Raw genomic sequence first — 26,209 nt, forward strand, 5'->3', positions numbered from 1 at the left:
CGCCATGACGACGCGCCGCGATCTACTTCTCGCACTGGCCGGATTTTCCGCCGCATCGCTGCTGCCGCGCATCGCGATGGCGAACGACATGCTGCGCCTATCTGGCCGCGCCTTCGGAACGAGCTGGCGGGTGACGCTGGCGAACGTGCCCGATACGTCGGGGCTTGCCGACCGGATTTCAGCGATCCTCGACGCGGTCGACCGGGAGATGAGCCCGTTTCGCGCCGACTCCGAACTCGGATTGCTCAACGCCGCCGCCAACACCGAATGGCACGAGGTGTCGGCCGCCTTCTGCAAGGTGGCCCGCGCCGCGCAGGCCATGCAGGCGGAGAGCGGCGGCGCGTTCGACCCGCGCGTCGGTCCGGCCGTTCACCGCTACGGCTTCGGCCCGATCGAAGGGCAACGGACGGCAAGCGGCGCTGAATTCGAAATCCACGGCACGCGCATCCGCAAAGGCGATGCACGGCTGACGCTCGATCTGTGTGGCATCGCGAAGGGCCACGCCGTGGACCGTGTCGCCGCGCTTCTTTCCGGGCTCGGGCACGAGGCTTTCCTCGTCGACATCGGCGGCGAGTTCGCTGCGCGCGGCAGGCGGCCGGATGGCGCGGGCTGGCGCGTCGGCATCGAGGACCCGCTGACCGGCGGCGTCCGGCGTGTCGTGGCGCTCGGCGACAGGGCGCTGGCGACCTCCGGCGATCGCGTGAACGGCTACACCCACGCCGATCGCCGCTACAGCCACACGATCGACCCCGCCACCGGCGAGCCCGTCAGGACCGAAGTCAGCTCGGTTTCGGTCGTGGCAGGCGACGCCATGACGGCCGACGCGCTCGCTACCGCGCTTCTGGTGATGGGCCCGGAGCGCGGCATGGCGCTTGCCGACAAACACGGCGCAGGCGCGTTCTTCCTTCTTCGTGCGGGCGACGGGCTTGCCGGGATCGACAATTCCGCCTTCCGCAAGATCTCCCTGGAGCCATGACATGGAAACGGTTCTCGCCGCCGTCGTTCTCATCGCGCTCGCCATGACCGGGCTCGCCGTCGGTGTCCTTTCCGGGCGTGGCGCGATCAAGGGATCATGCGGAGGCATTGCCTGCCAGGGCGCATGCCATGCCTGCCCGAACCGAAAGGGAAAAGAGGCGCCATGAACCACTCGATCGCCACCGTCGCCGACCATATGAAGGTCGAACTCGTTACGCTTTCGCCCGAAACGGAGATCGTGCAGGCGGTCGCCACCCTTTTGAAGGCGGGCGTTTCGGGAGCCTGCGTGGTGGACGATGCGGGCGAACTCGTCGGCGTCCTGTCGAAACGCGACTGCCTCAAGGCGGCGCTCAACGCCTCCTATTACAAGCAATGGGGCGGCGCGGTCGAAGACTACATGGCGCGCGACCTCGAAACGCTCGATGCCGGGCTCGACATCGTCGCGGCCGCCGAGCGGATGGTGGAAAGCTCGTTCCGCCGTTTTCCGGTCACCCGCCACGGGCTTCTCGTCGGCCAGATCAGCCGCACCGACGTCCTTGAGGCGCTCAGCACCCAGTGGCGCTGATTTTCCCACGTGGTTTGAGCCAGATCAAGGCGCGGGCCGCTTATCACCCTATCGTCGCGTCGAAACAGCAAAGGAGACGATCCATGGCGACCATGTCCCGCCGTCTTTTCATATCGAGCGCCGCGCTTGCGGCCGGAGCCGCGACGGCCCTTCCGGCAGCCGCTCAGGATGCAGGGGGAACCGCTTCGGTCTCGCTCGAAACGGCTTTGCGTCAACGGCAGTCAATCCGCAATTACGGCCGCGACGATGTCGAGGAAGATCAACTCCTGCGTCTTCTATGGGCTGCCGGCGGCATCAACCGTCCCGAGGACGGCGGACGCACGGCGCCCTACTGGCAGGCGCGGGCCGTCGACATCTATATCGTGCGCGAGACAGGCGTCACGCTTTACGATCCCGAAGGCGAGATGCTGACGGACGTTCTGGACGAAGACATTCTCGACGTCATCAGCCCGCAGGGCTTCGTCGCCCGTGCGCCGGTCGTCCTCGTCTACGTCTCGCGGCAGGCCGCGCTGGTCGAGGCCACCGACCGTGACCGTGCAGATCCGTCGCTGGCGATTGGCGCGCACGTCAACACTGCGATGATGGCGCAGAACGTCTATCTCTTCTGCGCGGCCGAAGGGCTCGGCACCTGCCTTGTCGGCGGAGCGGATCGCCCGGCCATCGCCGAGGCGCTGTCGCTCGGCGAGGACGATCTCGTCACCTACGTGCAGCCGGTCGGCCACGCACGCTGACGGCCGACGGTAAGGCTCCCGCTCGCCAAGGGGCGGGGGCTTTCAGGCCATAAGGCCACTCGTCGTGGCGACAATCTCGCCTTCCGCGCCCGCACCGAGACCCGCTGCATTGGCCTCGTCGGTGTCGATATGCATCTCGGTGACCGAATCCTTACCGACGCGCACGAGCGTTCCCGAAAAAGTCAGCGTGCGCTCGCCGTCGCCGATCCGCACCGCTACTTCCTGTCCGTCGACCAGACCGAGGCGCGCGGCGTCGGATGCATTGGTGTGGATATGGCGCGCCGCCACGATCAGGCCGTCGGTCTCGATGCTTCCCGCAGGGCCGAGCAGCCGGACGGTCGGCGTGTCAGTCAGCTTGCCGCTGTCGCGCACCGGCGGCTCCACACCGAGTGCGAAGCCGTCCGTGCGCGAGATTTCGACCTGTACGCGGCTGCGCAGCGGGCCGAGGATAGCGATGCGTTCGAGCCTACCCTTCGGCCCCTCGATCGCCACGCGTTCCTCGGCTACCCAATGACCGGGCTGGCGCAGCGGAGCCTTCGGCTTCAGTTGATATCCCTCGCCAAACAAAGCGGCGACCGCAGCGGCGTCGAGATGGCAATGGCGAGCGGAGACGGCGACCGGTATCGACACGGTGACGGCGGCAGGCCGCTCCAGAAGCGCGGCGACCTCGCGTGCGATCATCAGTTGTTCGGCCGTTTCGGTAACCAGCACTTGCACGCGCGAGCCGTAGGCCTGCACCTGCGGCGCGGCGTAATCGGAAAGGTCGACCGACTTGTTGCGGTCGATGTCGAGCTTCAGGCCGAGGAATTCCAACCCGTCGCAGATGCGCCGACGCATGGACGGGGAGTTTTCGCCTATGCCGCCGGTGAACACCACGGCATCGAGGCCCCCCATGGCGGCGGCATAGGCTCCGATATATTTGCGCGCCCGGTATGCGACGAGTTCGACGGCAAGCTGCGCGTCGGCGTCGCCTTCGGCGGCGCGTTCCTCGACATTACGCAGGTCGGACGAGCCGGTCAGGCCCTTGAGCCCGCTCCCCTCGTTAAGCGCAGCCTCGATCTGCGCGATCGACAGGCCGAGCCTGCGATTCAGGAAGGCGAAGATGCCGGGATCTACATCGCCCGAACGCGTGCCCATCACCAGCCCTTCGAGCGGCGTCATGCCCATGGAGCTGTCGATGCTCTCGCCGAGGCTGATCGCGCAGGCGCTCGCGCCGTTGCCCAGATGCAGGCTGATGAGCTTCAGATCGCGCAGCTTCCGTCCGATTTCCGCCGCAGCGCGCTCTGCGACGTACCGATGCGACGTCCCGTGAAAACCGAACCGGCGCAGGCCCGCCTCGCGCCAGGCCTTCGGCACGGCGTAGGTCGAGGCGCGGGGCGGATTGGCAAGGTGAAACGAGGTGTCGAACACAGCGGCCTGAGGCAGGTCGGGCCAAAGCTCGCGCGCCGTTCGTACGCCGGCGAGACCCGCCGGATTGTGGAGCGGAGCCAGCGGCACGAGTGCCTCGATCTCATCGATGACGGCGTTGTCGATCAGCGCCGGCCCGGCGAAAGTCTCACCACCATGAGCGATGCGGTGGCCAATGGCATCGGGGCGGCCAAGACCCCGCGCCTCCAGAACGCGGGGCACCGCCGCGATCGCGGCTTCCAGACTGCCGAAATCCGTTTTTCCTTCTTCGCGCCCGGCATCCGTCTCGATGCGATAGCTGCATTCGCGGCCGTCGAACCGGTCATAGGTTGCCTTGAGGATGTGACGTTCGGAACCGACGGTTTCAAACAGCCCAAACTTCAGGCTTGAACTGCCGGCATTGAAGACGAGTATAGGGATGGGGCGGTCTCCGGTTCGGTCCGGCGCGAATGTCGCCGACGCACCGATGATAGGGGGTGCGATGCGCCCGCGTCCATCCGGTTTCGCCGAAAGCCGTCCTCAGTGGGACATCAGCACCGGTAGTCGCAAATCTGCAAGGACGCTCGCGGTGGCGCCGCCGAGGATGAAATCGCGCAGTCGCGAATGACCGAAGCCGCCCATGACGAGCATATCGCATTCCTGCTCCAGCGCAGCCTTTTGCAAGGCTTCGCCGACCGGCGTGCCGATGCGGGAGACGAGGTGAGGCCTGGCGGAGCGCCCGGCCCGGCCGAGCGCGGCGACGATGCGTTCGCTCGTTTTCGCCGCCTCGATGCGCTTTTCATCGCCCACGACCAGAATTTCGATCCCGGCATCGGGAAACAGCGCCAATGCGTCGCCGAAGGCGCGCGCAGCGACGCGGCTACCATCCCAAGCCACCGCGATCCGGTGTATGTCGAGATTTCCCGCGGCGGAGGGAACGAGAATTACAGGCCGTCCCGATCCGAACGTCAGTGCCTCGGCCAGCAGACCATCCGCTTCGATGCCCGGTCGGACAAGCACTAGCGAGAGGTCGCAATGGCGCGCAGTCTCGACCGCCTGCGCCGCGAAATCCGCTGGGTATGACCGGATATGAGCCAAGTCGAAAGGCACATCCAGTCGCAAGGCGGCTGCGACGAGCAGTGCGCCTGCCGCCTTGGCATCCTCCCGGCTTCGCTGTTCCAGTTCCTGGCGGATCGACGGAATGTCAATCACCATACCGCCCAGAGCGGAGGCGATCTGGGGCGTGACAAGTTCCTGCACGACGACTTCGAGACGACCGCCAAGCGATTTCGCGGCTGCCGCCAGCGCGGCGCATTCGCCCTCGGCCGGCAGCTTCACCGTCGTCGAAATCGGAAGATGGATCAGGCGCATGAATTTGATCTCCGGTTGCGAATTGGCGGGCAGGGGTCCTTATTTGCGATTTCCCTGCCAGGTCAGATCAGCAAAGCAGACCATGCCGGCGAAACCGCCGAAGACGGCAACGATGCCGGTGAGGACGAGGATCGTTTCGATAGGCATGACGGTTCTCCTTGTTGTCACTGAACCATCGCCTTCGTCGCGATGTAACGTTTTGATCCAGGTCAAGCTTTCGCGTGCTGACGGCAAAAAGGCCGAAGCATCGGCTCCGGCCCTTCCGTTCGGCATGAAGATCGGCGGTTCAGACCGGAGGCTTGCCGCGATCCTCACGCATCTCGAACCACATCGCATTGAGTATGGCGAAGGTGCAGGCGAGACCGACGCCAAGAATCCAGGCGAAATACCACATGATGAAATCTCCTTAGTAGGCGTTCGGGTTGCGCGAGAGGCTTTCCGTCGTCACCGGCCCGCGCATGACGCGGAAGACCCACGTCGTGTAGGCCAGGATGATCGGCATGAAGATGACCGTCGCGATCAGCATAATGAACAGCGTCAGATGGCTGGACGAGGAATCCCAGACCGTCAGGCTGAAGCGCGGACCGGCGGAGGACGGCAGAAGGAAGGGGAAGAGCGACAGACCCGCCGTCGAGACGATGCCGAAGCTCGACGTGGCGGCGGCGAGGATCGCGACGACGTGCCATCGCAAATAGAGCGCCAACGCCACCAGAACCGCCGCGCCGGAGCCGAGCGCCGGCGCGACGATCATCCACGGATAGGCTGCATAGTTCGACAGCCAGCCGCCCGCGACGACCGCGACTTCCTTGGCGAGTGGATCGGAGAAGCCGTCGGTCGCGATCTCGCCGGAGATCACGTAGCCATCGATCAGTCCCGTCCAGATCCCGCCGAGCGCGAACAGGAGCGCCGTCAAAACCGCGCTTGCCGATCCATAGGTACGCGCCCGCGACGCGATCGCGCCTTCCGTGCGCTTGGCGATGACCGTCGCTCCCATCGTCACGCACATGCCGAGGCTGACGAGACCGCACAGAAGTGCATAGGGCATCAGGAGACCGAGGAAATTGCCGTCATAGAAGATGCGCATGGTGGAATCGAACCGGAAGGGTGCGCCCAGAAGCACGTTGCCGACCGCGACGCCGAAGATCAGCGCCGGCACCGCGCCGCCGACGAACAGCGCCCAGTCCCATGCCGAGCGCCAGCGCCCGTGCTCGACCTTGCCGCGAAACTTGAAGCCGACGGGCCGCAGGATCAGTGCCAGCAGGATCACGATCATTGCGAGGTAGAAGCCGGAGAAGGATACGGCGTAAAGAGGCGGCCAGGCGGCGAAGATCGCTCCGCCGCCCAGCACCAGCCAGACCTGGTTCCCCTCCCAGGTCGGGCCTGACATGTTGAGGAGCACGCGGCGCTCCTCGTCCGTGCGGGCGACGGCCGGCAACAGCGCGCCGACGCCCAGATCCATTCCCCCCATGATGGCGAAGCCGATCAGGAGGACGCCGAGCAATCCCCACCAGATGAGCCGCAGCGTCGTGTAGTCGATCGGGATGTTTTCCATGATCCGTGTTCCTTAAGCGCGGGCCGGTTTGGCGGCGGCGTTGATTTCGGTGTCGTCCTCGTCATCATAGGCAAGCGCGAACTTGTCCTGAGGCCCCGCCTTGATGACGCGCACCATCAGCCAGACCATGATCGCGGCGAGGATGGTGTAGAGCGTGACGAAAAAGGTCAGGCTGATCACGAGGTCGAGGATCGTCAGGCTCGACGCTGCATAGAAGGTCGGCAGCACGCCTTCGATCGCCCATGGCTGGCGACCGTATTCAGCGATGATCCATCCAGCCTCGCCCGCGATCCACGGCAAAGGCAGCATCCACACCGCCGTCCACAGGAAGGGGCGGCTGGTCTCCAGCGTGCCGCGCGAGGCCTTCCAGAAGGCGAGGGCGAAGAAGCCGATGAAGAAGAAGCCGGCGGCGACCATCACGCGGAAGGTCCAGAAGAGCGGCCAGACGGCCGGCACCGTATCCTGTGCGGCAGCCGCGATCTCGGCGTCCGTCGCGTTCGCGATGTCCTGGCGGTACTTCTTCAGGAGAAGCCCGTAGCCGAGGTCGGGCCAGGTTTCGACGATCGTCGCGCGTGCGTCCTCGTTCGTGCGATCCTCGCGGAGCGTCTCGAGCGCCAGATTGGCCTCGATACCTCTGCGGATGCGCTGTTCGGAGACGATTACCAGATCGTTGATGCCGGGCAGCTCCTCGGTGAAGCCGCGCGTCGTCATGAGGCCGAGCACCCACGGCACCTTCAGTTCGAAGATCGAGCCGTCGTCGCGCGCCCAGCCGATGAGGTTGAGGCCGGCAGGGGCCTGTTCGGTATGATACATCGCCTCCATGGCGGCGATCTTCATGCGCTGGTGCTGGGTCGCGACATAGCCGCTCTCGTCGCCGAGGACGACGACCGACAAGGAGGAAGCGAGGCCGAAACTCGCTGCCACCACCATCGAGCGGCGGGCGAGTTCCTGGTGGCGGCCCCACAAAAGGTAGAGCGCGCTGATCGCCATCACGAAGACCGCGCCGGTCACGTAGCCGGCCGAAACGGTGTGGACGAACTTGGCCTGCGCGACCGGATTGAAGATGACGGCCATGAAGTCGGTGACTTCCATGCGCATCGTGTCCGGATTGAAGCTCGACCCGACCGGGTTCTGCATCCACCCATTCGCGATCAAAATCCACAAAGCCGACAGGTTCGCGCCGAGCGCCACCAGCCAGGTCACGATCAGGTGGCCGACCTTGGACAGGCGGTCCCAGCCGAAGAAGAACAGGCCGACAAACGTCGCCTCCAGGAAGAAGGCCATCAGGCCTTCGATGGCGAGCGGCGCGCCGAAGACGTCACCGACATAGTGGCTGTAATAGGACCAGTTCATGCCGAACTGGAATTCCATCACGATGCCGGTCGCAACGCCCATGGCGAAGTTGATGCCGAAGAGCGTGCCCCAGAAGAGCGTCATCTTCCGCCAGATTTCCCGGCCGGTCATGACGTAGACGCTCTCCATGATGGCCATGATGAACGAAAGGCCAAGCGTCAGTGGTATGAAAATGAAATGGTACATCGCGGTTGCTGCGAATTGCAGCCGCGACAGGTCGACGACGGTCATGTCGATCATGGCGGTGGTGCCCCGTTCTCGCTCCCGGTCCCGTGCCGGGTCTTTGCGCGGTCTAGGCCCGCATCGGCCAGCCTGTCTTGATCTGGATCAAAGCGGGGTCATGGCGCGGAGCGTACGTCTTGCTCCATGCAAACAGACGCCGTTTTCCCCGCATCCGCCGCCGCCGAAAAGCGCCTGCACGACCGAAACCAGACCCGTTGGATGATGGGACTGCGCCGTCATGGCGGCCGCGCGCTTTTCCTGTCGATCGTCGCGCAGCTCGCCGCCGGCCTGCTTCTGCTGCCGCAGGCCTGGCTTCTCGCCGGGGTCATCGACGACGCGGTCACGCATGGCCTGTCACGATCGGCGCTGATGGTGCCGATCGTCATCATCGCCGGCCTGATCGCCGTGCGTGCCGCGTTGGCATTTCTCGCCGAGACGATGGCGGTGGCCGGTTCCGAAAACATCATGCGTCAGGTGCGGGTGGGACTTTTCGCTCGTCTCCTTGGCGAGCGTCCCGCCTGGTCGGCGGGCAAGTCGTCGGGCGCGTTCTGCGCGACGATCGTCGATCAGGTCGACGCGCTCGACGGTTTTTTCGCGCGTTTCTTTCCGGCCATGATCCAGGCGACGTTCCTGCCGCTCGCCTTCGCCGTCGCAATCCTTCCCTTCGACGTTACCGTCGCGCTCCTCTTCCTGTTCACCGCGCCATTGATCCCGCTTTTCATGGCGCTGGTCGGCTGGGGGGCCGAGGCGGCCAAAAATGCGGAAGCCAAGGCCTTCACGCGATTGTCGGCGCATTTTTCCGACCGGCTGCGCGGCATCCTCACGCTCAAGCTGTTCGGGCGCGAGGAGGTGGAGATCGCGGCCGTCCGGAACGCCAGCGAGGCTTTGCGCGTGCGCACGATGCGGGTTCTGCGCATCGCGTTCCTGTCTTCGGCGGTGCTCGAATTCTTCGCCGCGCTCGGCGTGGCGGGGGTGGCGCTTTATGTCGGACTGACGTTTCTGGGCATGCTCGACCTGCGAGGCACCATGCTGACGCTGCATGTCGGTCTCTTTTGCCTCGTCATGGCGCCGGAGGTCTACCAGCCGCTTCGCCAGCTTGCCGCGCACTATCACGACCGGGCCGGTGCAAAGGCCGCCGTCGCCGCGATCGCGGCGCAGTTCGATGCTTTGCCGCAAGATGCGGAACCGGGCTTCGCCGACCCGCGCACCGATCGCGACACAGGCGCGGCGACATTGCGTTTCCACGGCCTGACGGTGCGCGCTCCCGGTGGAGCGGCGATCATCGACGGCGCGGATTTCGATATGGCGGCTGGAGACAGGATTGCCGTCACGGGCGAAAGCGGCAGCGGCAAGACGACCCTTCTCGATGCCGTCGCCGGCCTGCGCGCCGCCGACGGCGATATCGAGCTCGGCGGCGTCGCAATCGCGGACATGGATGACGCCGCTCTTCGCCGCTCCGTCGCGTATCTCGGCCAGAAGCCGCGCATCTTTCGTGGCACCGTCGCCGACAATATCCGCCTCGCCGACCCGTCCGCCGACGATGCGCGTATGGAGCGCGCGGCAAGGCGCGCGCAGGTGTGCGCATTCACCGATCTTCTGCCGCTCGGCCTCGACACTCCCGTGGGCGACGGCGGGCTCGGTCTTTCGGGCGGCGAGGCGCACCGCGTCGCCCTTGCACGCATCTATCTTCGCGATCCCGCAATCATCCTCCTCGACGAGCCGACGGCGCATCTCGACGCGGCCACCGAGGAACGTGTGATCGACGGCCTTCTCGACTTCGCGCGGGGACGAACGCTTCTCGTCGCGACCCATTCGGCCGCGCTTGCCGCGCATATGGACCGCAGCTTCCGCATGGCCGCCGGCACGTTCTTGCCGATGCCGGTGCGCCGCACGCCCGCCATTCTCGACCGCAAAGGTGCCGCATGAGCGCGCTCTTTTCCTTCCGCCACCTGATGGCGCCGCAGGCAGGTCGGCTCGCGCTGACGCTTCTTCTTGCCCTCGTCACCATCGTGGCCGGCGTCGCGCTGCTCGGCGTGTCCGGTTGGTTCATAACGGCGGCGGCGCTTGCCGGCGCGGGCGCGGCCTTCAACCTGTTCGCACCCTCGGCGCTCGTTCGGGGCTTGTCGCTGATCCGTATTCTCTCGCGCTACGGGGAACGGCTGGTCGGTCACGACGGAACACTCCGGCTTCTGTCCGACATGCGCGGCTGGCTTTTCGCGACCCTCTTTCCCAAGCTGCCGCTGACGCGGCAAAGTCCGCGCCACGGCGATGTGGTCAGCCGCATGACGGCCGACGTCGACGCGCTCAACACCGCGTTCCTCGTCATCGTCAGCCCGATGGTCGCGGCGCTCGCCATCTGGATCGGCATGACCGCCGTGCTCGCCTTCCTGCTGCCCGCAGCGTCCGTCGCCTACGCGCTGTTTTTCGGGGCGGCGATCCTCGTCGTTCCGGCTGCCCTCGTCGTCGCATCCCAACGGCGCGGCCGTGCGATCGCCGCGGGCATGGCCGATTTGAGAAGCGGTGTGCTCGACGCCGTCGAGGGCCATGCCGACCTCTCCGTGTTCGGCGCGAGAGGCCGGGCCGTGACGGATTTCGGCGATGTCGCATCCGGCCTTGCCGGAACGCGCCGCGCGCTGGCGCGTCTCAACGCGCTTGCCTCGGCATCGGTGCAGCTCCTCTCCGGCGCCACGATCGTGGCGCTCCTCTGGTTTGGCCTTGCCGCGCACGAGGCGGGCAACCTGCCCGGCGCTCTGTTCGTCGGTTTGCTGCTCGCCGCGCTCGGCAGCTTCGAGGCAGCAGCAGGCGTAGTGCGCGGCCTCGCCAAATTCTCGACCGCCACGGCAAGCGCGGAACGCTTGCGGTCTCTGGCCGAGGCGGAACCGCGCATCGTCGATCCTGCCAGACCGGCGCGTCTTTCAGGACGGTTCGACCTCGCCTTCGAGAGCGTCCATTTCGCCCATGACGGGGGCGCGCCGGTTCTTCGCGGCGTCACCTTCGCCTTGCCGGAAGGTGCCATGATGGCTTTGAAGGGGCCGAGCGGATCGGGGAAATCCACCATCCTGCAACTCGCGCTGCGGCTTCACGATCCGTGCGCCGGGACGGTGCGTCTCGGCGGCGCGGATCTGCGCACGCTGGCGCAGACGGATTTGCATCGCACCGTCGCGTTTCTCGACCAGTCCGCGCCGATCTTCCTCGACACGATCCGTGCCAATCTGACGATCGCCGACGAGGGCGCCGACGATGCGCGGCTGTGGCAGGCGCTCGAGCGCGCGCGCATCGCCGATTTCGTTCGCGGCCTGCCGCGCGGCCTCGACACCGTCTTGTGGGAAGGCGGCGCGAGCCTTTCGGCCGGGCAGGGGCGGCGGCTTTGCCTTGCACGCACGCTGCTTTCACCTGCCCGGATCGTCGTTCTGGACGAGCCGACCAGTGGCCTCGACCGTGAAACGGAATTGGCCTTTTTGAACGACATTCCCGCCGCGCTCGATGGGCGTAGCGTTCTTCTCGCCACCCATGCCGACATACCGCAAGGACTGATGCGCGTTTACGCCGTCGCCGACGGACGCGTGGAGACGGGCCCATGAGCGACGATCTGGAGCTTCTTGCGGCAAGCCATCGCAGGCAAATCGCGCTTTGCGCCGAACTGGAGGAGATCGCCGACAGCCTTCCCAGCCGGGCCGATCCGCAGCGCTGCCTGCATCTTGCCCGCGCTGTTCGCGCCATCATCATGGAGGCGCATGAACTGGAAGAACGCGCGCTGTTTCCGCGCCTGTCGACACTTGCCTTCGAACGCGTCGCGATCGCCGCCAGTATCGACCGGCTGCGCTGGGAGCATTGCCAGGATGAATGTTATGGTGAGGAGGTCTGCGACGCGCTTTACGATCTTGCGCGAGGTGATCCAAAAGTGGGCGGCGACACGCTGGGCTACATGCTGCGAGGCTTTTTCGAGGGTATGCGTCGCCATATCGCCTTCGAACGCGAAGTTCTCTTCCCGCTTCTCTCAACCGCAACGTCTTCGGAGTGCGGAGAGGTCAGCGATGCTAACGCGTCGATTGCCACTAAGCACGATCACGCGCTCGGTGCGAAGCTTGGAGAGCTGTCGAGAGACGGTTTCTAGTGTCAAGCCGAGGAAGTCGGCAGTATCGGCTCGCGATAACGGCAGGTCGAACTCAATGACCGGCTTACCCTCGGTTTGTGGATCGATATGGGTAGCGATCAGCAAAAGAAAGCTGGCGACCTTTTCTGCCGCCGTCTTGCGTCCCAGCGTGACCATCCAATCGCGCGCCTCGTCGAGCTCGCGCAGCGTCTGTTGCATCAAGCGATGTTCGAGCGCGGGATTGTCTGCGATCAGCTTCTCCAACGAGCGGCGCGGCACCTTGCACAAATCGACATTCGACGCTGCTTCGGCAGTGACGGCGCTTTGTGGGCTGAACAGGCGGCCGAGGAAATCGGGCGCGAACTGAAGGCCGACGATCTGCTGGCGGCCATCTTCCAGAACCTTGGAAAGCTTAACGACCCCGCGCATGACGTTAGCATAGGTCTCGACGGGCATCGCTTCGGCAGCAAGTTCGGTGCCGGCGTCCTGCCGCACGACGCGCGTATGCTTGGCGAGTTCGACAAGCTCGCTCGCATCGAGAACACCGCACATACCCCGATGCCGCGCTTCGCAGCTCTGACAAAGCACCGGTATATCGGAATTGTGGATATCAAAGCGTTTTTCAGTCATCAGCTTGCGGCCATGATTTAGCAAAGTCGATAATAAGGCCAGTGGTGTTGATGTCGCACGGTAAGCTTTAACTGTTCAAAAGCTGAGCAGGGCGAAAAGATAGATCGCAATGGCCAGCGCCATACCGCCCGCGAGCGGCCAGCCGGAGAGGTTTCGCTCGATTCGTTCGAGAGCCGTCATTGGCCTGCCCCTACTGGGTGGTCCGGTTTTAGTCTTAATGCATGATCGGCTTTCCGGCTATCGCTTGGGCCGATGACGGAGCCGATCCGCGTGGTGTCGCAGGCATAACGATTGCCTGCGGTGCGGGCGGTTTGTATCCAAGCGATGAGTGCGGCCGCTCCGTGTTGTAGTAGCGCCGCCACGCCTCGATGATGACCTTCGCCTCGGCGAGGCTGTAGAGGATCTCGCCATTGAGCAGTTCGTCGCGCAGCTTCGAGTTGAAGCTCTCGCAGTAGCCATTTTCCCAAGGGCTGCCCGGTTCGATGAACGCGGTTTTCGCTCCCACTGCCGCGATCCACTCCCGCACGGCCTTGGCGATGAACTCCGGTCCGTTGTCCGATCGAACATGGCCCGGCACACCGCGCAGGATGAACAGATCGGACAGGACGTCGATGACGTCGGTCGAATTGAGCTTGCGATCGATGCGGATCGCCAAGCATTCTCGGGTGAACTCATCAATGATGTTGAGCATGCGGAACTTCCTGCCATTGTGCGTCCGGTCCTCGACGAAATCATAGGACCAGACGTGGTTGGGATGCTCCGGCCGAAGCCGGACGCACGATCCGTCATTCAGCCAGAGACGGCCTTTCTTCGGTTGCTTCTGGGGAACCTTCAGCCCCTCCCGCCGCCAGATGCGTTCGACACGCTTGGCATTCACCGTCCAGCCCTCGAACCGCAGTATCGCGGTGATCCTGCGATAGCCGTAGCGGCCATAGCGGGAGGCTAGGCGAATGATGTCGGCTGTCAGCGCCTCTTCATCCGACCTGCCTTCCGGCTTCTTGCGCTGGGTCGAGCGGTGCTGGCCGAGAACCTTGCAGGCAAAGCGTTCCGAGACGGAGAACTTCGCCATGACATGATCGACGCAGCGGCGACGGCGGGCGGGGCTCAGAAGTTTCCCGCGGCAGCCTCTTTCAGGATCAGCTTCTCCAGAGTCAGATCCGACACCGCCTTGCGCAGCCGGTCGTTCTCTTTCTCGAGCTCTTTCAGGCGCTTCACCTGGTCGCCCTTCAAGCCACCAAACTCCTTGCGCCACCGATAATATGAGAACTGCGTTACACCGATAGAGCGAACCGCTTCACCAACCGATCGACCTTGCGACAACAAGACATCGACCTGGCGCAGCTTCGCGACGATCTCTTCGGGCTTGTGCTTCTTCTGGGGCATTCCAACGTCCTCTCTAAAGGCTCAATAGCCTACTTCAGGGAGGACCACTTTTCAGGGGGCAGACCAAGATACTTACCCTGCCGGTGGATCTCGACTTCGTGTCGGCAGCCGAGGAGTTCCTCGCCCGCTCGCACCGCGTCTATCCGGTAATGCGGGACGGCGAGGTAGCGGGGCTGCTGCATCGCTCCGACCTGCTCTCCGCAGCCTTCCTGACGGTGGCAGCGCGGCCTTGGCGTCAGCCGCTTCCCAGCATTGTCAGGGCATTCTCGATGGCTGCCCCGGAGGCGGTGTTGTCGAAGACGCACCAGCTGTGCGGGCCGACGAGCACTGGGTCTGCGAAGACCCGGTCGATCGAATACCGCTCCAGCAAGTCCAGTGCGTGGTCAGATGCCCAGCTCTCATGCCGCACGCCGATCATGATTGGCCTTCATCCACGGCCTGTCTGTCAGGAAAAGGGGACCCAGCGGGATCACTGAACGAACGAGTAGGCGACCGTTAGCACCGTAAGAGCCAACACTATCATACTTGGCACTATCACCGCCGCGCCCGAAGCGAGGGCCAGGGCCGCGACCCAGTCGAAAGGCCGGTCGACGAAACGTGTCATGGCTGGTGTCCTTTAACAGTCGAGAACTCAGGGGCATCATTGTCGATATGCGATGGCAGGGGTCGATCGGCCTTTTCTCCGATCAGCACCCGCTCGGCCGCTCCATCGAGGTCTTCGAGTTGGCCGCTTTTCATCGACCAGAGAAAGGCGATAAGACCTACGAGCCCCATGACGAGACCGACAGGAACGAGCCAGATAGCGTAACTCATGTCGACTCCGCGAACGGCCATGCAGCCATCTGTTTTTGCAGTGCCGGCTTTGCGATGTCTTCGCGCGACAGGCGCAGCGCATTGGCGACCACCAGTATCGACGATGCCGACATAGCGATGGCCGCTATCAGCGGGGTCACGTAGCCTGCCATCGCGATGGGAACAACCAACACATTATAGGCGACCGAGAGGGCGAGATTCTGGCGAACCAGACGGTCCGCAGCTCGCGCGACCTTGATCGTTCGCGGGACGACTTCGAGACTGTCGCTGAGGAACACCAGGTCGGAAGCGTTGCGACCGACATCGGCCGCGCTCGATGGCGCCATGGAGACATGAGCCGTGGCAAGCGCAGGTGCGTCGTTCAGGCCATCGCCTATCATCAGCACCGTGCGTCCCTGAGCTGCGAGACTTTCAAGCCAGCCGACTTTCTCATCCGGCATCGCGCCGGAGATTGCTTCATCGATACCCAACTGAGCGGCGATGCGCTGCACCTCAGCTTCCCGGTCCCCAGACAGGATCTCCGCGCTAATGCCCAGGGTCGACAAGTGGCGGACAGCATCCTCAGCACGGGGCCGCAGGCGATCGACCATCGAAAACGAGCCAACGGGATTGCCATCCTTCGAAAGCCACGCGGCAGCTTCGTCATCCGGCGCCGACGCCCCTCCGAAAATCCAGTCCCCGCTGCCCAGCCGGTAGACATGGCCGCCAAGAGTCCCCTCTACGCCTTTTCCCGGCACTTCGCGTATCTCGGAGACCGTGCTGTCGCCGATTGGAAGGAGGGCTGCCACCGCGCGTGAAACGGGGTGTCGCGAGGCTTGCGCCAGTGTTGCCGCCGCGGCGAGATCGGCGGCGGGCACGTTGTGTTTCGTCACCGTGGGAGTGCCCAGCGTGAGTGTGCCTGTCTTGTCGAAGACGACGCGGTCGACCTCGCAGAGGCGCTCCAGCGCGCTTCCGTCCTTGATCGCGACGCCGAGGCCGAACAGGCGTCGCGCCGCCACGACCTGCACCATCGGCACGGCAAGCCCGAGCGCGCAGGGGCAGGTAATGATCAGCACCGCGATGGCGATGGTGAGCGAGCGATGGACGTCACCCGTTGCCGCCAGCCATCCAAGTCCAGTCGCCAGCGCCAGCGTGTGGATGACGGGCGAGTAGAGGGCAGCAGCCCGGTCGGCAAGCCGACGGTAGCGCGCGCGTCCGTCTTCCGCAGCCTCCATCATCCGGACCATGTCGGCCAGAAACGAATCCTGAGGCCGTTTGTCGACGCGGATCGTCAATGCGCCATCGAGGCTCAGCGCGCCAGACAGTACCGCATCTCCGGGACTGCAACGTTCCGGACGCGCCTCTCCATTGACGACCGACATATCGAGCGCACCTGTTCCCGACATGACTGTGCCGTTGGTCGGTATCCGTTCGCCCGGCGCGACATGCAGGAGATCGCCGGGAGAGATCGTGGCGAGATCGCGGTAGTCGCGGCTTCCGTCTGCTGCGATCACCGTGGCGCCGCGCGGCATCATCCGGGCAAGACCGGTGACAGCCGTCCGCGCACGGGCGCGCATCGCATGATCGAGCGTGCGTCCGGCGAGCAGGAAGAATATGAGCGACGTCACCGCATCGAAGTAAGCGTGCGGTGCGCCGGTCGCCGTATCATAAAGGCTCAGGGCGAGCGTGAGCAGGATGCCGACAGAGATCGGCACGTCCATGTTCGATCTGCCGGCCTTGAGGGCGGACCACGCCGATCTAAAGAAGACCTGCCCGGAATAGGCAATGGCAGGCACGGCGAGGATCGCAGAGATGACGTGGAACGCGTTGCGGGTTTCGGCATCTGAGCCTGACCAGATCGAAATGGACAGCATCATGATGTTCATGGCCGAAAAGCCGGCGACGGCTGTCGCTCGCAAAAGCCACGCCATTTCCGGATCGCGCTCCTGCTGCTGGATACCGCTCAACATGGCCTGATAGCCAGCGGAACGCAGCGCCCCGATCATATCCGGCACGGGCTGATCGGCTCGCCATTTCACGGAGACCCGCTTTGCAGAGAGGTTCAACCGGGCAGCGACCACCCCCGGCAGCCGCGCGAGCGCATCCTCGACACCAGCAATGCATGCGCCGCAATGTGCCTGGGGCACGGTCAGGTCAGTCTGCATAAGCCCGTCGCCCAGCTCCCTGCTCGACAGACGGATTTCCTCCGGTGGGATAGCGCGGCCGGGACCGATTGCCAGAGCAGCTTCGCTACCCGGCGCGCAGCAACTCATACCCGGGTCTCCGGGATTTGCATGGCGCGATAAGCGTACCACGTCGCATGACCGAGAAGCGGGAAGACGATGATCAGACCGACAAGCCCGGTGACAACCGAAAGCCCGAACAGGGCGAGCACGATTGCGCCCCACACGATCATCGGACCGAGATTGTTCCAGACCATCTGCATGCTCGTGGCCATTGCCGTCATCGCATCGACCCGGCGATCAAGCTGCATCGGCACGGCGAATACGCTGACGGCGAAGGAGAAGGCCGCAAACAGTCCCCCGATAGCGCTCCCGACTGCCACCATCAGCAGCCCATAGGCCGTGCCGAACAGCATGTTTGCGATATGCTCAATGCCTGGGAAGGGCGTAACGCCGAAGAAGATCGCGTAAACGAAGACGGCGGCACGCATCCACAGAAGCATCAGCGCACAGAGCATCAATCCGGTGAAGAAGACCTGCCGTCCCGCGCGTGGGTGGATCGCAAGCATCTGGGCAAGGCCCACCTCGCGGTTCTCCTCGATGGCACGGCTTTTCTCGTAAAGCCCGATTGCGAAGAAAGGACCGACGATCATGAACCCGGCAAGGGCGGGGAAGAGAATGTAGTCGCTGCCGAAGGCGGCCAGCACCCACACGAGAACCCACGACAGCACGAAGATGCCGAAGCCATAGGCCAGGCTGGCACTTGAGCGATGCCACAGGTCGCGCCAGCCAGCTCCAAGCCAATTGAGGCCGACGAAAAGCGGCAGGTTCCGTTGCAGCCTCGGATCGCGCGTCTCGCCGATGCCGGAGGTCTCGCTGAACAATCCGTACGACTTTGCAGTCTCGGTCATCTCGTGCTCCTCCTAGCAGGCAGACTTTGCGGCGCGATAATCATGGGCCTCTCCCGAGCCCTTCGAGTGGGAGACGCAGTCGGGCTGGGAGGCGAATGCGACATAGGCCAAATGCGCATTTGCGCCGAGGAAAAGCGCCAGCCCCATCGCCACCAGCGACCAGATGATGCGGGACTTCCGCGGGCGATGGGGCGCCTGAGCGTTCATCGTCCGACGATCCCGAGATCATAGACGTAGAGCGACAGCGTCCGGATATCGAGATTGCTGAGCCGCTCGTCCCAAGTCGGCATATGGCCTTCGCGGCCGCCGTGAACCGAGTTGATGATGGTCTGCAGATCTCCGCCGTAGACCCAGCTATCATCGGCCAGATTGGGAGCGCCTACCTCGCGGTTGCCAGTGGCGTCGTCGCCATGACAGGCTGCGCAATTGTCAGCGAAGACGGTTCTGCCGGCCTCAATACGCTCTCGGTTTTCCGGCGTCGAGTATTCGGGATTGCTCAGCGAATAGACATAGGATGCGACATTGCTGACATGCTCGCGTTCCAGTATGCCGTCGCGTCCGAAGGCGGGCATCTGTCCGATACGGCTGTCGGGATGGCGCGTGTTGATACCGACACGCATGGTCTGCTCGATCGCTTCCGGTTCTCCGCCCCAGATCCAGTCGTCGTCGGTCAGATCGGGGTACCCGGCGCGTCCGCTCCCGTCCACGCCGTGGCATGCGGCGCAGTTGTCCCCAAACAGCTGGTGGCCGGTACTCCGCACGATCCCCATCAGTTGCTGGTCGGCGAGGATGGTCTCGTAAGGCTCCGTCTCCAGACGGGTCGTCCAGACGGACCGCGCCTGCTGCGCCCTGACAAGGTTTTCTTCCACCGTGGTGCGCTGATCGATGCCGAGCAACCCCTTCGTGTAGGTGCTTCCCAGCGGCCATGTGGGCGCGAAGAACCACCAGGCCACCGCCCAGATATGGGTGACGACGAGGAATATCAGCACGCCGCGTGGAACCGGTGTGTCGAGTTCCTTGATGCCGTTCCATTCGTGACCGGTCGTCTCGCGACCGGTCACCGGATCGCGTTCTTCTACCGCCACGGCTTATCCTCCCCCGACAATATGCTGGTTTTCGCACGTGTGAAGCGCTTCCGGTTTGAGGGCCAGAAGGCATAAATGATCACGCAGATGAAGAACCCCATGAGGTAGAAAAGGCCCCAGCTCTTGGAAAAGGCCACCAGCGTATCGTGATCGAAATCCATCGGTGCGTCTCCTCAGTTATCCGGGTTCGGCGCTTCCTGCGGCGCGGCGGTGTTCTCGTAAGCCGCACTCGTCAGTCGGCCAAGCACCTGCAGGTAAGCGACCAGCGCGTCCATTTCCGTCAGGCGGGATGCAACGCCATCGAATGCACTGACTTCCGTAGCCTCACCGTACCTCTCGCTGACGCCTGCTGCAAAGTCGCTGTCGGGCGCTGCCTGTCCGTAGGCATCGGCCGCCGCGTTCGCAATCATCTCGTCCGTATAAGGTACGCCGAGCCTTCGCTGGGCACGCAGATGATCGGACAAATCGTCGGTGCGCAGGGCTGTGCGCGCGAGGAATGCGTAGGCCGGCATATTCGATTCTGGCACAACGTCACGCGGGTTGATCAGATGCGCAACATGCCACGCATCCGAGTATTTGCCGCCGACACGGGCAAGGTCGGGGCCGGTGCGCTTGGATCCCCATAACATGGGCCGGTCGTATTTGGATTCAACCGCGAGCGAGTATGGCCCATAACGCTCGACTTCGTCGCGAAGCGTGCGGATCATCTGGCTGTGGCAGGCATAGCAGCCTTCACGGACGTAGATATTGCGCCCGGCCAGTTCCAGTGGGGTGTAGACGCGCATGTCGGGCGCCTCTTCCACCGTCTCGTCGATGGTAAAGAGCGGCGCGATTTCGACGATGCCGCCGACACTGGCGGCTGCGATGATGGCAAGCACGAAGCCGATGGCGGACCGCTCGATTTTGCGATGAAAGAACTCCGGCATCCGCTTACTCCCCCGCCACGACTGCGTCTTTGACCGGCAAGTCGGCTTCCTCTGGAACGGTTGCGGGAACCAGCCGGATGGTCATCCAGATGTTGTAGCAACCGATCGCGGTGCCCAGCAGAAACATCGCCCCGCCGATGGTCCGGGCAATGTAATAGGGATACATCGCAACAAGACTATCGAGGAAGGAGTAGGCGAGCGTGCCTTCTTCCGTGTACGTGCGCCACATCAGGCCCTGCAGGATGCCCGAATTCCACATGGCAAAGATGTAGATGAGCGTTCCGGCTATCGCGAGCCAGAAATGCCACTCGATCAGCGCAGGAGAGTACATTCGCTCGCGCTTCCACAACGCCGGCACCAGTGTGTATATCGAGCCAAAACTGATGAGAGCCACCCAGCCGAGGGCGCCTGCATGGACGTGTCCTACGGTCCAGTCGGTATAATGCGACAAGGCGTTGACCGGCCGGATAGCGAGGAACGAACCCTCAAAGGTGGAAATGCCGTAGAACACGGCTGCAGCCATCATGAACCGCAGCGTCGCATCGTCGCGAACCTTGTGCCAGGCACCATTGAGGGTCAGCAGTGCATTGCCAGCGGATGCCCAGGACGGCACCAGCAGCATGACAGAAAACGTCATTCCGAGCGTCTGCACCCAGTGCGGCAGCGCCGTATAGTGCAGATGGTGCGAGCCCGCCCACATGTAGAAGAAGGTGATGCCCCAGAAGCTGAGGATCGACAGACGGTACGAGAAGATCGGGCGCCCTGCGCGGATGGGGAGATAGTAATACAGCATGCCGAGGAAGCCGGCGGTCAGGAAGAATGCCACGGCATTGTGGCCATACCACCACTGGACCATCGCATCCTGCACGCCGGGCCAGATCGTGTAGCTCTTGGCGCTACCCCACGAGATCGGCAAAGCGAGATTGTTCACGATATGCAGGATCGCCACGACCAGAATGAAGGCCATGAAGTACCAGTTGGCGACGTAGATATGCGGTTCCTTCCGTCGCGCGATGGTCGCGATATAGAGGAGGAAGTATGTCACCCACACCACGACCAGCCACAGGTCGGCATACCACTCTGGCTCGGCATATTCCTTCGACTGCGTGACGCCGAGGATGTAGCCTGTAACCGCAAGCACACAGAAGAGATTATAGCCGAAGAGCACGAACCACGGACTGACCTGGCCGGCCAGCCGCGCGCGCGACGTGCGCTGGACAACGTGGAAAGAGGTGGCGATCAGGGCGTTGCCGCCGAAGCCGAAGATCACGCCGGTGGTATGTGTCGGGCGCAGGCGCCCAAAGGTCGACCATGCGCCATCGAAATGGAGATTCGGCCAGGCGAGCTGTGCGGCGACCCAAACGCCCACAAACATGCCGAAGATCGCCCAGCCCATTGCCAGAGCGATACCCACCTTGATCGGGTCATCGTAGTAAGATGCCTGACGGTCTTCCGTGGGCTCCGGCGCATAGAAGGCGGACAGCACGGGATATAGCAGCGCGCCCGCAAACAGAATGACGATAAGACCATGCACGCCCATCGCCTCGTTGCGACCGGCGGCGGCCATCGCGATGCCGGCCAGGGCCACAAGCAGCAGAATGACGGCCGCAGATTGCCTTTCCGACGTGGTGAGTTTGGCGACCATGCTATCTCCTCCAACTGCAGCTTGCGGGCACTAAACTCTCCCGGAATACGCTCATGTTCAACCCGTCAAATTTCAAACGCTTAACAATACGTTTGCCGTCCACAGCTCGGTATCGATCAGCGACGTCCGGCGCGCGCTTTCAAGGGCCCGCGCCGGATCACACTCGCACTTCAGCTAAGTGTTAGTGTTCGTGGGCGTTGAATATCTCAGGATTCTCATCGCCTTCGACGATAAGGAAACCTGCAAGGCCGCGCTCCACGCGCGACAGCGCGTGATCGACAAGAACGTAGCGGCCGGGAACCTCGACCTTGAACTCGACGATTGTTGCGCCGCCTGCGGGGACACTCACCGTCTGGACATCGGTCAACGGCGGAGAGGTCACCGAACCAAGTTGGTAGACCTTATCGAAAATCTCGCCGATGACGTGGAACGACGACGTGAAGTTGGGACCGCCCACGCCGAAATAGATGCGGACAGTTTCGCCGACATTCGCTTTCAACGGGTAATGGTCGGTCAGCGCGCCAACATGGCCGTTGAGAACGAAATATTCCGGGCGTTCGTTGAGAAGCTTTTCATAGCTCTCGGTGAGCAGGCCGGACGAGCCGAACTCCTCTTCCGTATAGATTTCGCCCTGCATCACGTAAAACTCGCGATCGACCGGCGGCAGTCCCTCCTCGGGCTCGACCAGTATCAGGCCATACATGCCGTTCGCGATGTGCATCGCCACGGGAGGTACGGCACAGTGGTAGACGTAGAGGCCAGGATTCAGGGCCTTGAAGGTGAAACCTTTCGTCTCTCCCGGTGCAGCAGACGTTGCCTCCGCGCCACCACCCGGTCCCGTCACCGCATGGAAGTCGACATTGTGCATCATGCTGCTGTCTTCAGCATTCTTCAGCGACACCTCGACCGTATCGCCAACGCGGACGCGGACGAATGGTCCCGGTACAGTGCCGTTGAAGGTCCAGTACCGGAAGGTCGTGCGACCATCGAGCCGTGCTTCGAGTTCGATGGTCTCGAGTTCCACAGACACCGTTTCCGGCTCCCGTCGCGTAATCGGCGGGGGATATCAGTCGGCATGCGCGCGATGTCCGCCATCCCGTCTACCACCGCATAAATGCGGTTGCTCAGGCTTCCAGACGGAGAAACGCCGCCAGAATGCGCTACAGGGTGATCGTGATTGGCGATCGCCGGGGTCGCGGAAAGCGCTGCCGACGCAATGGCGACACCCGCGGACCCCATCAGAAGACTGCGTCGGGAGACCTTCCCGGCTTCATCGGCGGTCGGAGAAACGGCATCCATCTTCTTTGTCATGTTCGTCCTTCCTTATGTCACTCGGCTTCAGCCTGCGCGAAGAGTTCGTCGAACACCTTCTTCGCCTTGCCCGGATGCTTCACGGCTTTCGCTTCCTCGACGTTGACCGGCTCGCCGGCCACGATCAGCGCGACCATGCCCATGCCGTAGTGCGGCGTGCACTTGACGCCATAGACGCCTTCCTTCTCGATCGTGACTGTGATCTCCTGATTGATCTTGCCTTTGAAAGGCTCAGCCCCATCTGGGATCATACCCTTGATGCTCTCAGCGTCATGGCTCTTGTCAGTCGGGATGAAGGTCACCGTGTCTCCAACTTCGACCTGAATAAAATCAGGCTCGAACACCATGGCGCCTTTCGCTCCCTTGTTGAGCATCTGCACCTGATGATCTGCGGCGAACGTAATTGACGTCGACACGAGGAAAAGAGCCACGGTCGCACTCAACAGACTTCTCATCACAATTCCTTCCACTTTGAACGCTTCGTACATCTATCGCCCGTTCGGCGTGTTTCCACCCCAAGCTATAGCATCAGGCCTATTTGTGGTATCGATAATGCCACTTTCTCAGCGCGGTTGAAACGGAGGATATCTCCCTGCGACGTTTTCGCGCTTTTCCGCGATCGGGGAAGGTATTAATGGTATTTTAGATGCCACTTTACGAAGGCGCGTCGCGTCGTAAGCGTGCACCCGGCCGGAGAAACAATCATGCGGATGACACTCCACACCGACTACGCTTTACGCATGCTGATTTACGTCGCCATGCGTCCTGACGGTTGTTGCACTGTACATCATGTTGCCGAGACTTACGGATTGTCGCGCAACCATCTGCTCAAGGTGGCGCAAACGTTGAACAGGCACGGCTATATCATGACGGTCCGCGGTCGTGCGGGCGGAATACGTCTTGCAAGACCGCCTGCACAGATCAACGTCGGCGCTCTTGTCCGCGCCATCGAGGAAGATTTCTCGCTGGTCGAATGTCTGCAACAGTCGGGCGGAGCATGCGTGATTTCACCGGCCTGCATGCTGAAAAGCATGTTTTCCGAGGCTCTGACGGCATATCTGTCTGTGCTGGACAAATACACGCTGGCGGACGCCGTGCGAAACCGGACGGCGTTAGCGACCCTTCTGGGCGTCACGCCGATGGCTGCGTGACGCATGCAATCCAACCTTTGAACGATGGAACCAGTCATATGAAGGGTCGCCCCGCCCCAGTTCGAACGCCCGTCATCGACGGAAAGCTCCTGCCGGAAGTGCTCGACGAAACGATGATCCACGCGGTGGTCCATGGTTTCTACGACCAGATCCGCAGCGACGATCTGCTCGGCCCGATCTTCAACAACGCCATCGCGGACGCGGACTGGCCGCATCACCTCGCCAAGATGTGCGATTTCTGGTCGTCGACCCTGCTGCGCACCGGCCGCTACGATGGCCGTCCCCTTCCGCCGCATCTCGCCATCCCCGAACTGGGCGAGCAGCATTTCAGGCGCTGGCTCAAGCTGTTTCGCTCGACGGTCCAGCGCGTCTGTCCGCCGGAGGTGGCAACGCTGTTCATGGATCGCGCCTTGCGGGTGTCGCACTCCTTCCGGCTGGCGATCGCCTTCAACCGCAAGGAAGACACGATGCGGATAGAGCCGATCCTGGAGGAAAGCCTGTGACGGGGGGCGAACTCGTTCTGTCGGACGCTTCAGGCGACTTCACGCTCGATGCCGCCCTTGTCGCGCAGGGTTTCGGCTGGTCGCAACACGAATTGCAGAACCATATGCGGCGCGGTCACGTCATCAGTCGTGTCGAACGCGGTGAGGGGGAAGACGAAGGCCGCTGGCGGCTGTCACTGAGGTGCGGCAACAGGCTCTGGCGCGCAGTGGTCACGCAGGACTGTGTCATGATCGAGCATGAGGTTGCCTTCACTCACCACCCCGCCTGACTGAAAACTGATCGTTGGTTGCCCCGGCGCAAAGAAGCGGGCCATCGCCGTCGTGCATTCTCCCGTTCCGACGATGGAGGAGCCGTGGCATGACCGGACGATATCACGACGACATGAGCATGGACGAGATCATGCGGCGCTGGCCGGAAACCATCCGCACGATCCTCGACCATGGGCTGCTGTGCGTCGGTTGTCCGATAGCGCCGTTTCACACAGTGGACGACGCGGTCCGCGAGCATGACATCGGCGAAGTCGATTTGCGTGCGGATTTGCGCGCTGCGATCACGCGGAGTGCCGGTACCGACACGCGGCGCGATCTCCCCGATTCGCTTTCTGCGCCTTAGATCGCGCTCATTCCCGCTCGACACGTCCATCTGCCAGCAGCATCAGGCGGTGCGGCTGGGTTACGGTGACCTGCTGACGGCCGCTTTTGACAAGCCCCTTTTCCTCCCAGGCGGAGAGCAGGCGACTGACGGTGTGCAGCGTCGTGCCGGTCATTTCCGCGATGTCCTGCCGCGAGATCGGAAAATCGATCAACAGTCCTTCGTCGGTCTTGCGTCCCGACTGCTGCACGAGGCGGAGAAGGGCGTGCGCTACGCGCCGCTCGACCTGCTCGGTCGCCATTTCCACCACCTGTGTCTGGACGTCCTGTAGCCGCGTACCGACGGTTTTGTAGGTGTTCATCCCAAATCCCGGATGGGCGGTCGCGAACTCGGACCACAGCTTGCTCGGCCAGGCCAACACCACGCAATCGGTCACTGCAATTGCGCTGGCCGGATAGGTCGAGCGGCCAATCGCCTGCGCGATGCCAAGCAGTTCGCCCGGGACGATATAGCGAACGATGACCTGCTGACCGTCCGGCGTCAGTTTAACGACGCGGACTCGGCCATCGAGCAGGATGAAGAACGAGCTTGCCTCTTCATCCTGTTCGAAGACGGCAGTGTCCTTTTCGATCCGCAGCGAGCGCGCGCTCGCCAGCACGGTGTCGAGCGTTTCGGCCGTCAGGCCCTCGAATGCGGGAAGCCCGGCAATCAGCGAACGGTCGAGTCTGTTCAAGTGGGGCCTCCCCAGGATTTTGATGCCCTGCATTTGCGATAGCGCAATGAAGCGGATTCGCACAGGGCGTAGAACTGGTCCCGAAGACAAATCAGACTGTCACAGGAAAGGACGGC

29 protein-coding genes and 2 pseudogenes are annotated in these 26,209 nt (G+C 63.2%); 12 read left to right on the forward strand and 19 right to left on the reverse strand.

The window, feature by feature from the left end; translation table 11 throughout:
• Positions 1-4 precede the first annotated feature (4 nt).
• The 4 genes from ACX82Z_RS04735 (at position 5) to ACX82Z_RS04750 (ending at position 2,271) form a co-directional block, all read left to right on the forward strand.
• On the forward strand, positions 5-976 hold the full coding sequence (locus ACX82Z_RS04735; RefSeq protein ID WP_459586862.1) for an FAD:protein FMN transferase: 972 nt from the start codon (positions 5-7) through the stop codon (positions 974-976).
• A gap of 1 nt (position 977) precedes the next feature.
• Positions 978-1,142, forward strand: coding sequence for a hypothetical protein (locus tag ACX82Z_RS04740; RefSeq protein WP_459586863.1), 165 nt, complete (start codon positions 978-980; stop codon positions 1,140-1,142).
• Complete coding sequence (locus tag ACX82Z_RS04745) at positions 1,139-1,540, forward strand: CBS domain-containing protein (protein WP_459586864.1); 402 nt, start codon at positions 1,139-1,141, stop codon at positions 1,538-1,540. Before ACX82Z_RS04740 ends, ACX82Z_RS04745 begins: the two co-directional genes overlap by 4 nt.
• A gap of 83 nt (positions 1,541-1,623) precedes the next feature.
• Entirely contained in the window at positions 1,624-2,271 is a 648-nt protein-coding gene (locus ACX82Z_RS04750; protein ID WP_459586865.1) for a nitroreductase family protein, read from the forward strand.
• A gap of 42 nt (positions 2,272-2,313) precedes the next feature.
• On the opposite strand, the gene ACX82Z_RS04755 is transcribed toward ACX82Z_RS04750, so the two are convergent.
• The 5 genes from ACX82Z_RS04755 to ACX82Z_RS04775 form a co-directional block, all read right to left on the reverse strand.
• Entirely contained in the window at positions 2,314-4,149 is a 1,836-nt protein-coding gene (locus ACX82Z_RS04755; protein ID WP_459911616.1) for an acetate/propionate family kinase, read from the reverse strand.
• Between the two features lie 48 nt (positions 4,150-4,197).
• A complete protein-coding gene (locus tag ACX82Z_RS04760) occupies positions 4,198-5,028 on the reverse strand; it encodes a universal stress protein (RefSeq protein ID WP_459586866.1) in 831 nt (276 codons plus the stop codon).
• A 286-nt stretch (positions 5,029-5,314) separates the two neighbouring features.
• A complete protein-coding gene (cydX, locus tag ACX82Z_RS04765) occupies positions 5,315-5,422 on the reverse strand; it encodes a cytochrome bd-I oxidase subunit CydX (protein ID WP_459586867.1) in 108 nt (35 codons plus the stop codon).
• 12 nt (positions 5,423-5,434) lie between these two features.
• On the reverse strand, positions 5,435-6,580 hold the full coding sequence (gene cydB / locus ACX82Z_RS04770) for a cytochrome d ubiquinol oxidase subunit II (protein WP_459586868.1): 1,146 nt from the start codon (positions 6,578-6,580) through the stop codon (positions 5,435-5,437).
• Between the two features lie 12 nt (positions 6,581-6,592).
• Positions 6,593-8,173 carry a cytochrome ubiquinol oxidase subunit I gene (locus ACX82Z_RS04775; RefSeq protein ID WP_459586869.1) on the reverse strand — a complete coding sequence of 527 codons (1,581 nt, stop codon included), beginning with the start codon at positions 8,171-8,173 and terminating at the stop codon, positions 6,593-6,595.
• Between the two features lie 126 nt (positions 8,174-8,299).
• Here ACX82Z_RS04775 and cydD point away from each other — a divergent pair, with 126 nt between their 5' ends.
• The 3 genes from cydD to ACX82Z_RS04790 are packed head-to-tail and all read left to right on the forward strand — an operon-like array spanning position 8,300 to position 12,269.
• Positions 8,300-10,081, forward strand: a complete 1,782-nt coding sequence (gene cydD, locus ACX82Z_RS04780) for a thiol reductant ABC exporter subunit CydD (RefSeq protein ID WP_459586870.1) — start codon at positions 8,300-8,302, stop codon at positions 10,079-10,081.
• A complete protein-coding gene (cydC, locus tag ACX82Z_RS04785) occupies positions 10,078-11,736 on the forward strand; it encodes a thiol reductant ABC exporter subunit CydC (RefSeq protein WP_459586871.1) in 1,659 nt (552 codons plus the stop codon). The genes cydD and cydC overlap by 4 nt, the downstream gene beginning before the upstream one ends.
• Positions 11,733-12,269: a hemerythrin domain-containing protein gene (locus ACX82Z_RS04790; protein ID WP_459586872.1), complete on the forward strand. Its 537-nt coding sequence runs from the start codon at positions 11,733-11,735 to the stop codon at positions 12,267-12,269. Before cydC ends, ACX82Z_RS04790 begins: the two co-directional genes overlap by 4 nt.
• On the opposite strand, the gene ACX82Z_RS04795 is transcribed toward ACX82Z_RS04790, so the two are convergent.
• Both ACX82Z_RS04795 and ACX82Z_RS04800 read right to left on the reverse strand, forming a co-directional pair.
• Complete coding sequence (locus tag ACX82Z_RS04795) at positions 12,153-12,878, reverse strand: Crp/Fnr family transcriptional regulator (RefSeq protein WP_459586873.1); 726 nt, start codon at positions 12,876-12,878, stop codon at positions 12,153-12,155. The genes ACX82Z_RS04790 and ACX82Z_RS04795 overlap by 117 nt on opposite strands.
• 214 nt (positions 12,879-13,092) lie before the next feature.
• Positions 13,093-14,261 (reverse strand): IS3 family transposase gene (locus ACX82Z_RS04800; protein WP_459586874.1). Its coding sequence is split into 2 segments (ribosomal slippage): positions 13,093-13,997 and positions 13,997-14,261, totalling 1,170 coding nucleotides; the frame shifts between segments, so codons are not numbered across the junction.
• 68 nt (positions 14,262-14,329) lie between these two features.
• On the opposite strand from ACX82Z_RS04800, the pseudogene ACX82Z_RS04805 reads away from it, so the two are divergent.
• Positions 14,330-14,452, forward strand: a pseudogene (locus tag ACX82Z_RS04805) (CBS domain-containing protein); the annotation flags it as partial.
• 44 nt (positions 14,453-14,496) lie between these two features.
• Here the strand turns inward: ACX82Z_RS04805 and ACX82Z_RS04810 are convergent.
• The 11 genes and pseudogenes from ACX82Z_RS04810 to ACX82Z_RS04860 all read right to left on the reverse strand — a co-directional run.
• Positions 14,497-14,685: pseudogene (locus tag ACX82Z_RS04810) on the reverse strand (DUF72 domain-containing protein); the annotation flags it as partial.
• 176 nt (positions 14,686-14,861) lie between these two features.
• Positions 14,862-15,074, reverse strand: a complete 213-nt coding sequence (ccoS, locus tag ACX82Z_RS04815; RefSeq protein WP_024849418.1) for a cbb3-type cytochrome oxidase assembly protein CcoS — start codon at positions 15,072-15,074, stop codon at positions 14,862-14,864.
• A complete protein-coding gene (locus ACX82Z_RS04820) occupies positions 15,071-17,326 on the reverse strand; it encodes a heavy metal translocating P-type ATPase (RefSeq protein WP_459586875.1) in 2,256 nt (751 codons plus the stop codon). The genes ccoS and ACX82Z_RS04820 overlap by 4 nt, the downstream gene beginning before the upstream one ends.
• On the reverse strand, positions 17,323-18,147 hold the full coding sequence (locus ACX82Z_RS04825) for a DUF2189 domain-containing protein (protein WP_459586876.1): 825 nt from the start codon (positions 18,145-18,147) through the stop codon (positions 17,323-17,325). The genes ACX82Z_RS04820 and ACX82Z_RS04825 overlap by 4 nt, the downstream gene beginning before the upstream one ends.
• 12 nt (positions 18,148-18,159) lie before the next feature.
• Positions 18,160-18,354 (reverse strand): hypothetical protein, encoded by a 195-nt coding sequence (locus tag ACX82Z_RS04830; RefSeq protein WP_024849415.1) that lies wholly within the window; start codon positions 18,352-18,354, stop codon positions 18,160-18,162.
• On the reverse strand, positions 18,351-19,232 hold the full coding sequence (gene ccoP / locus ACX82Z_RS04835) for a cytochrome-c oxidase, cbb3-type subunit III (protein ID WP_459586877.1): 882 nt from the start codon (positions 19,230-19,232) through the stop codon (positions 18,351-18,353). The genes ACX82Z_RS04830 and ccoP overlap by 4 nt, the downstream gene beginning before the upstream one ends.
• Positions 19,223-19,393, reverse strand: coding sequence for a cbb3-type cytochrome c oxidase subunit 3 (locus tag ACX82Z_RS04840; protein WP_084466166.1), 171 nt, complete (start codon positions 19,391-19,393; stop codon positions 19,223-19,225). Before ACX82Z_RS04840 ends, ccoP begins: the two co-directional genes overlap by 10 nt.
• 12 nt (positions 19,394-19,405) lie before the next feature.
• The gene (ccoO, locus tag ACX82Z_RS04845) at positions 19,406-20,158 is read right to left on the reverse strand and encodes a cytochrome-c oxidase, cbb3-type subunit II (RefSeq protein ID WP_459586878.1); all 753 of its coding nucleotides are present in this window, start codon (positions 20,156-20,158) and stop codon (positions 19,406-19,408) included.
• Between the two features lie 4 nt (positions 20,159-20,162).
• The gene (gene ccoN / locus ACX82Z_RS04850; RefSeq protein WP_459586879.1) at positions 20,163-21,803 is read right to left on the reverse strand and encodes a cytochrome-c oxidase, cbb3-type subunit I; all 1,641 of its coding nucleotides are present in this window, start codon (positions 21,801-21,803) and stop codon (positions 20,163-20,165) included.
• Positions 21,804-21,984: 181 nt separating this feature from the next.
• Positions 21,985-22,833, reverse strand: a complete 849-nt coding sequence (gene nirK, locus ACX82Z_RS04855; RefSeq protein WP_459586880.1) for a copper-containing nitrite reductase — start codon at positions 22,831-22,833, stop codon at positions 21,985-21,987.
• A gap of 298 nt (positions 22,834-23,131) precedes the next feature.
• Positions 23,132-23,569, reverse strand: coding sequence for a pseudoazurin (locus ACX82Z_RS04860; RefSeq protein ID WP_459911618.1), 438 nt, complete (start codon positions 23,567-23,569; stop codon positions 23,132-23,134).
• Between the two features lie 249 nt (positions 23,570-23,818).
• On the opposite strand from ACX82Z_RS04860, the gene ACX82Z_RS04865 reads away from it, so the two are divergent.
• From ACX82Z_RS04865 to ACX82Z_RS04880, 4 genes are all read left to right on the forward strand, one after another.
• On the forward strand, positions 23,819-24,265 hold the full coding sequence (locus ACX82Z_RS04865; RefSeq protein WP_024849410.1) for an Rrf2 family transcriptional regulator: 447 nt from the start codon (positions 23,819-23,821) through the stop codon (positions 24,263-24,265).
• 113 nt (positions 24,266-24,378) lie between these two features.
• Positions 24,379-24,768, forward strand: coding sequence for a group III truncated hemoglobin (locus ACX82Z_RS04870; RefSeq protein WP_051473326.1), 390 nt, complete (start codon positions 24,379-24,381; stop codon positions 24,766-24,768).
• Positions 24,765-25,037, forward strand: a complete 273-nt coding sequence (locus ACX82Z_RS04875; RefSeq protein WP_459586881.1) for a DUF6522 family protein — start codon at positions 24,765-24,767, stop codon at positions 25,035-25,037. The genes ACX82Z_RS04870 and ACX82Z_RS04875 overlap by 4 nt, the downstream gene beginning before the upstream one ends.
• Positions 25,038-25,126: 89 nt before the next feature.
• Positions 25,127-25,381 carry a DUF1858 domain-containing protein gene (locus tag ACX82Z_RS04880; protein ID WP_024849407.1) on the forward strand — a complete coding sequence of 85 codons (255 nt, stop codon included), beginning with the start codon at positions 25,127-25,129 and terminating at the stop codon, positions 25,379-25,381.
• Positions 25,382-25,388: 7 nt separating this feature from the next.
• Here ACX82Z_RS04880 and ACX82Z_RS04885 read toward each other — a convergent pair whose 3' ends face one another.
• Positions 25,389-26,093 (reverse strand): Crp/Fnr family transcriptional regulator, encoded by a 705-nt coding sequence (locus tag ACX82Z_RS04885; protein ID WP_459586882.1) that lies wholly within the window; start codon positions 26,091-26,093, stop codon positions 25,389-25,391.
• Positions 26,094-26,209: the final 116 nt, after the last annotated feature.

Source organism: Aliihoeflea sp. PC F10.4 (assembly GCF_054612275.1).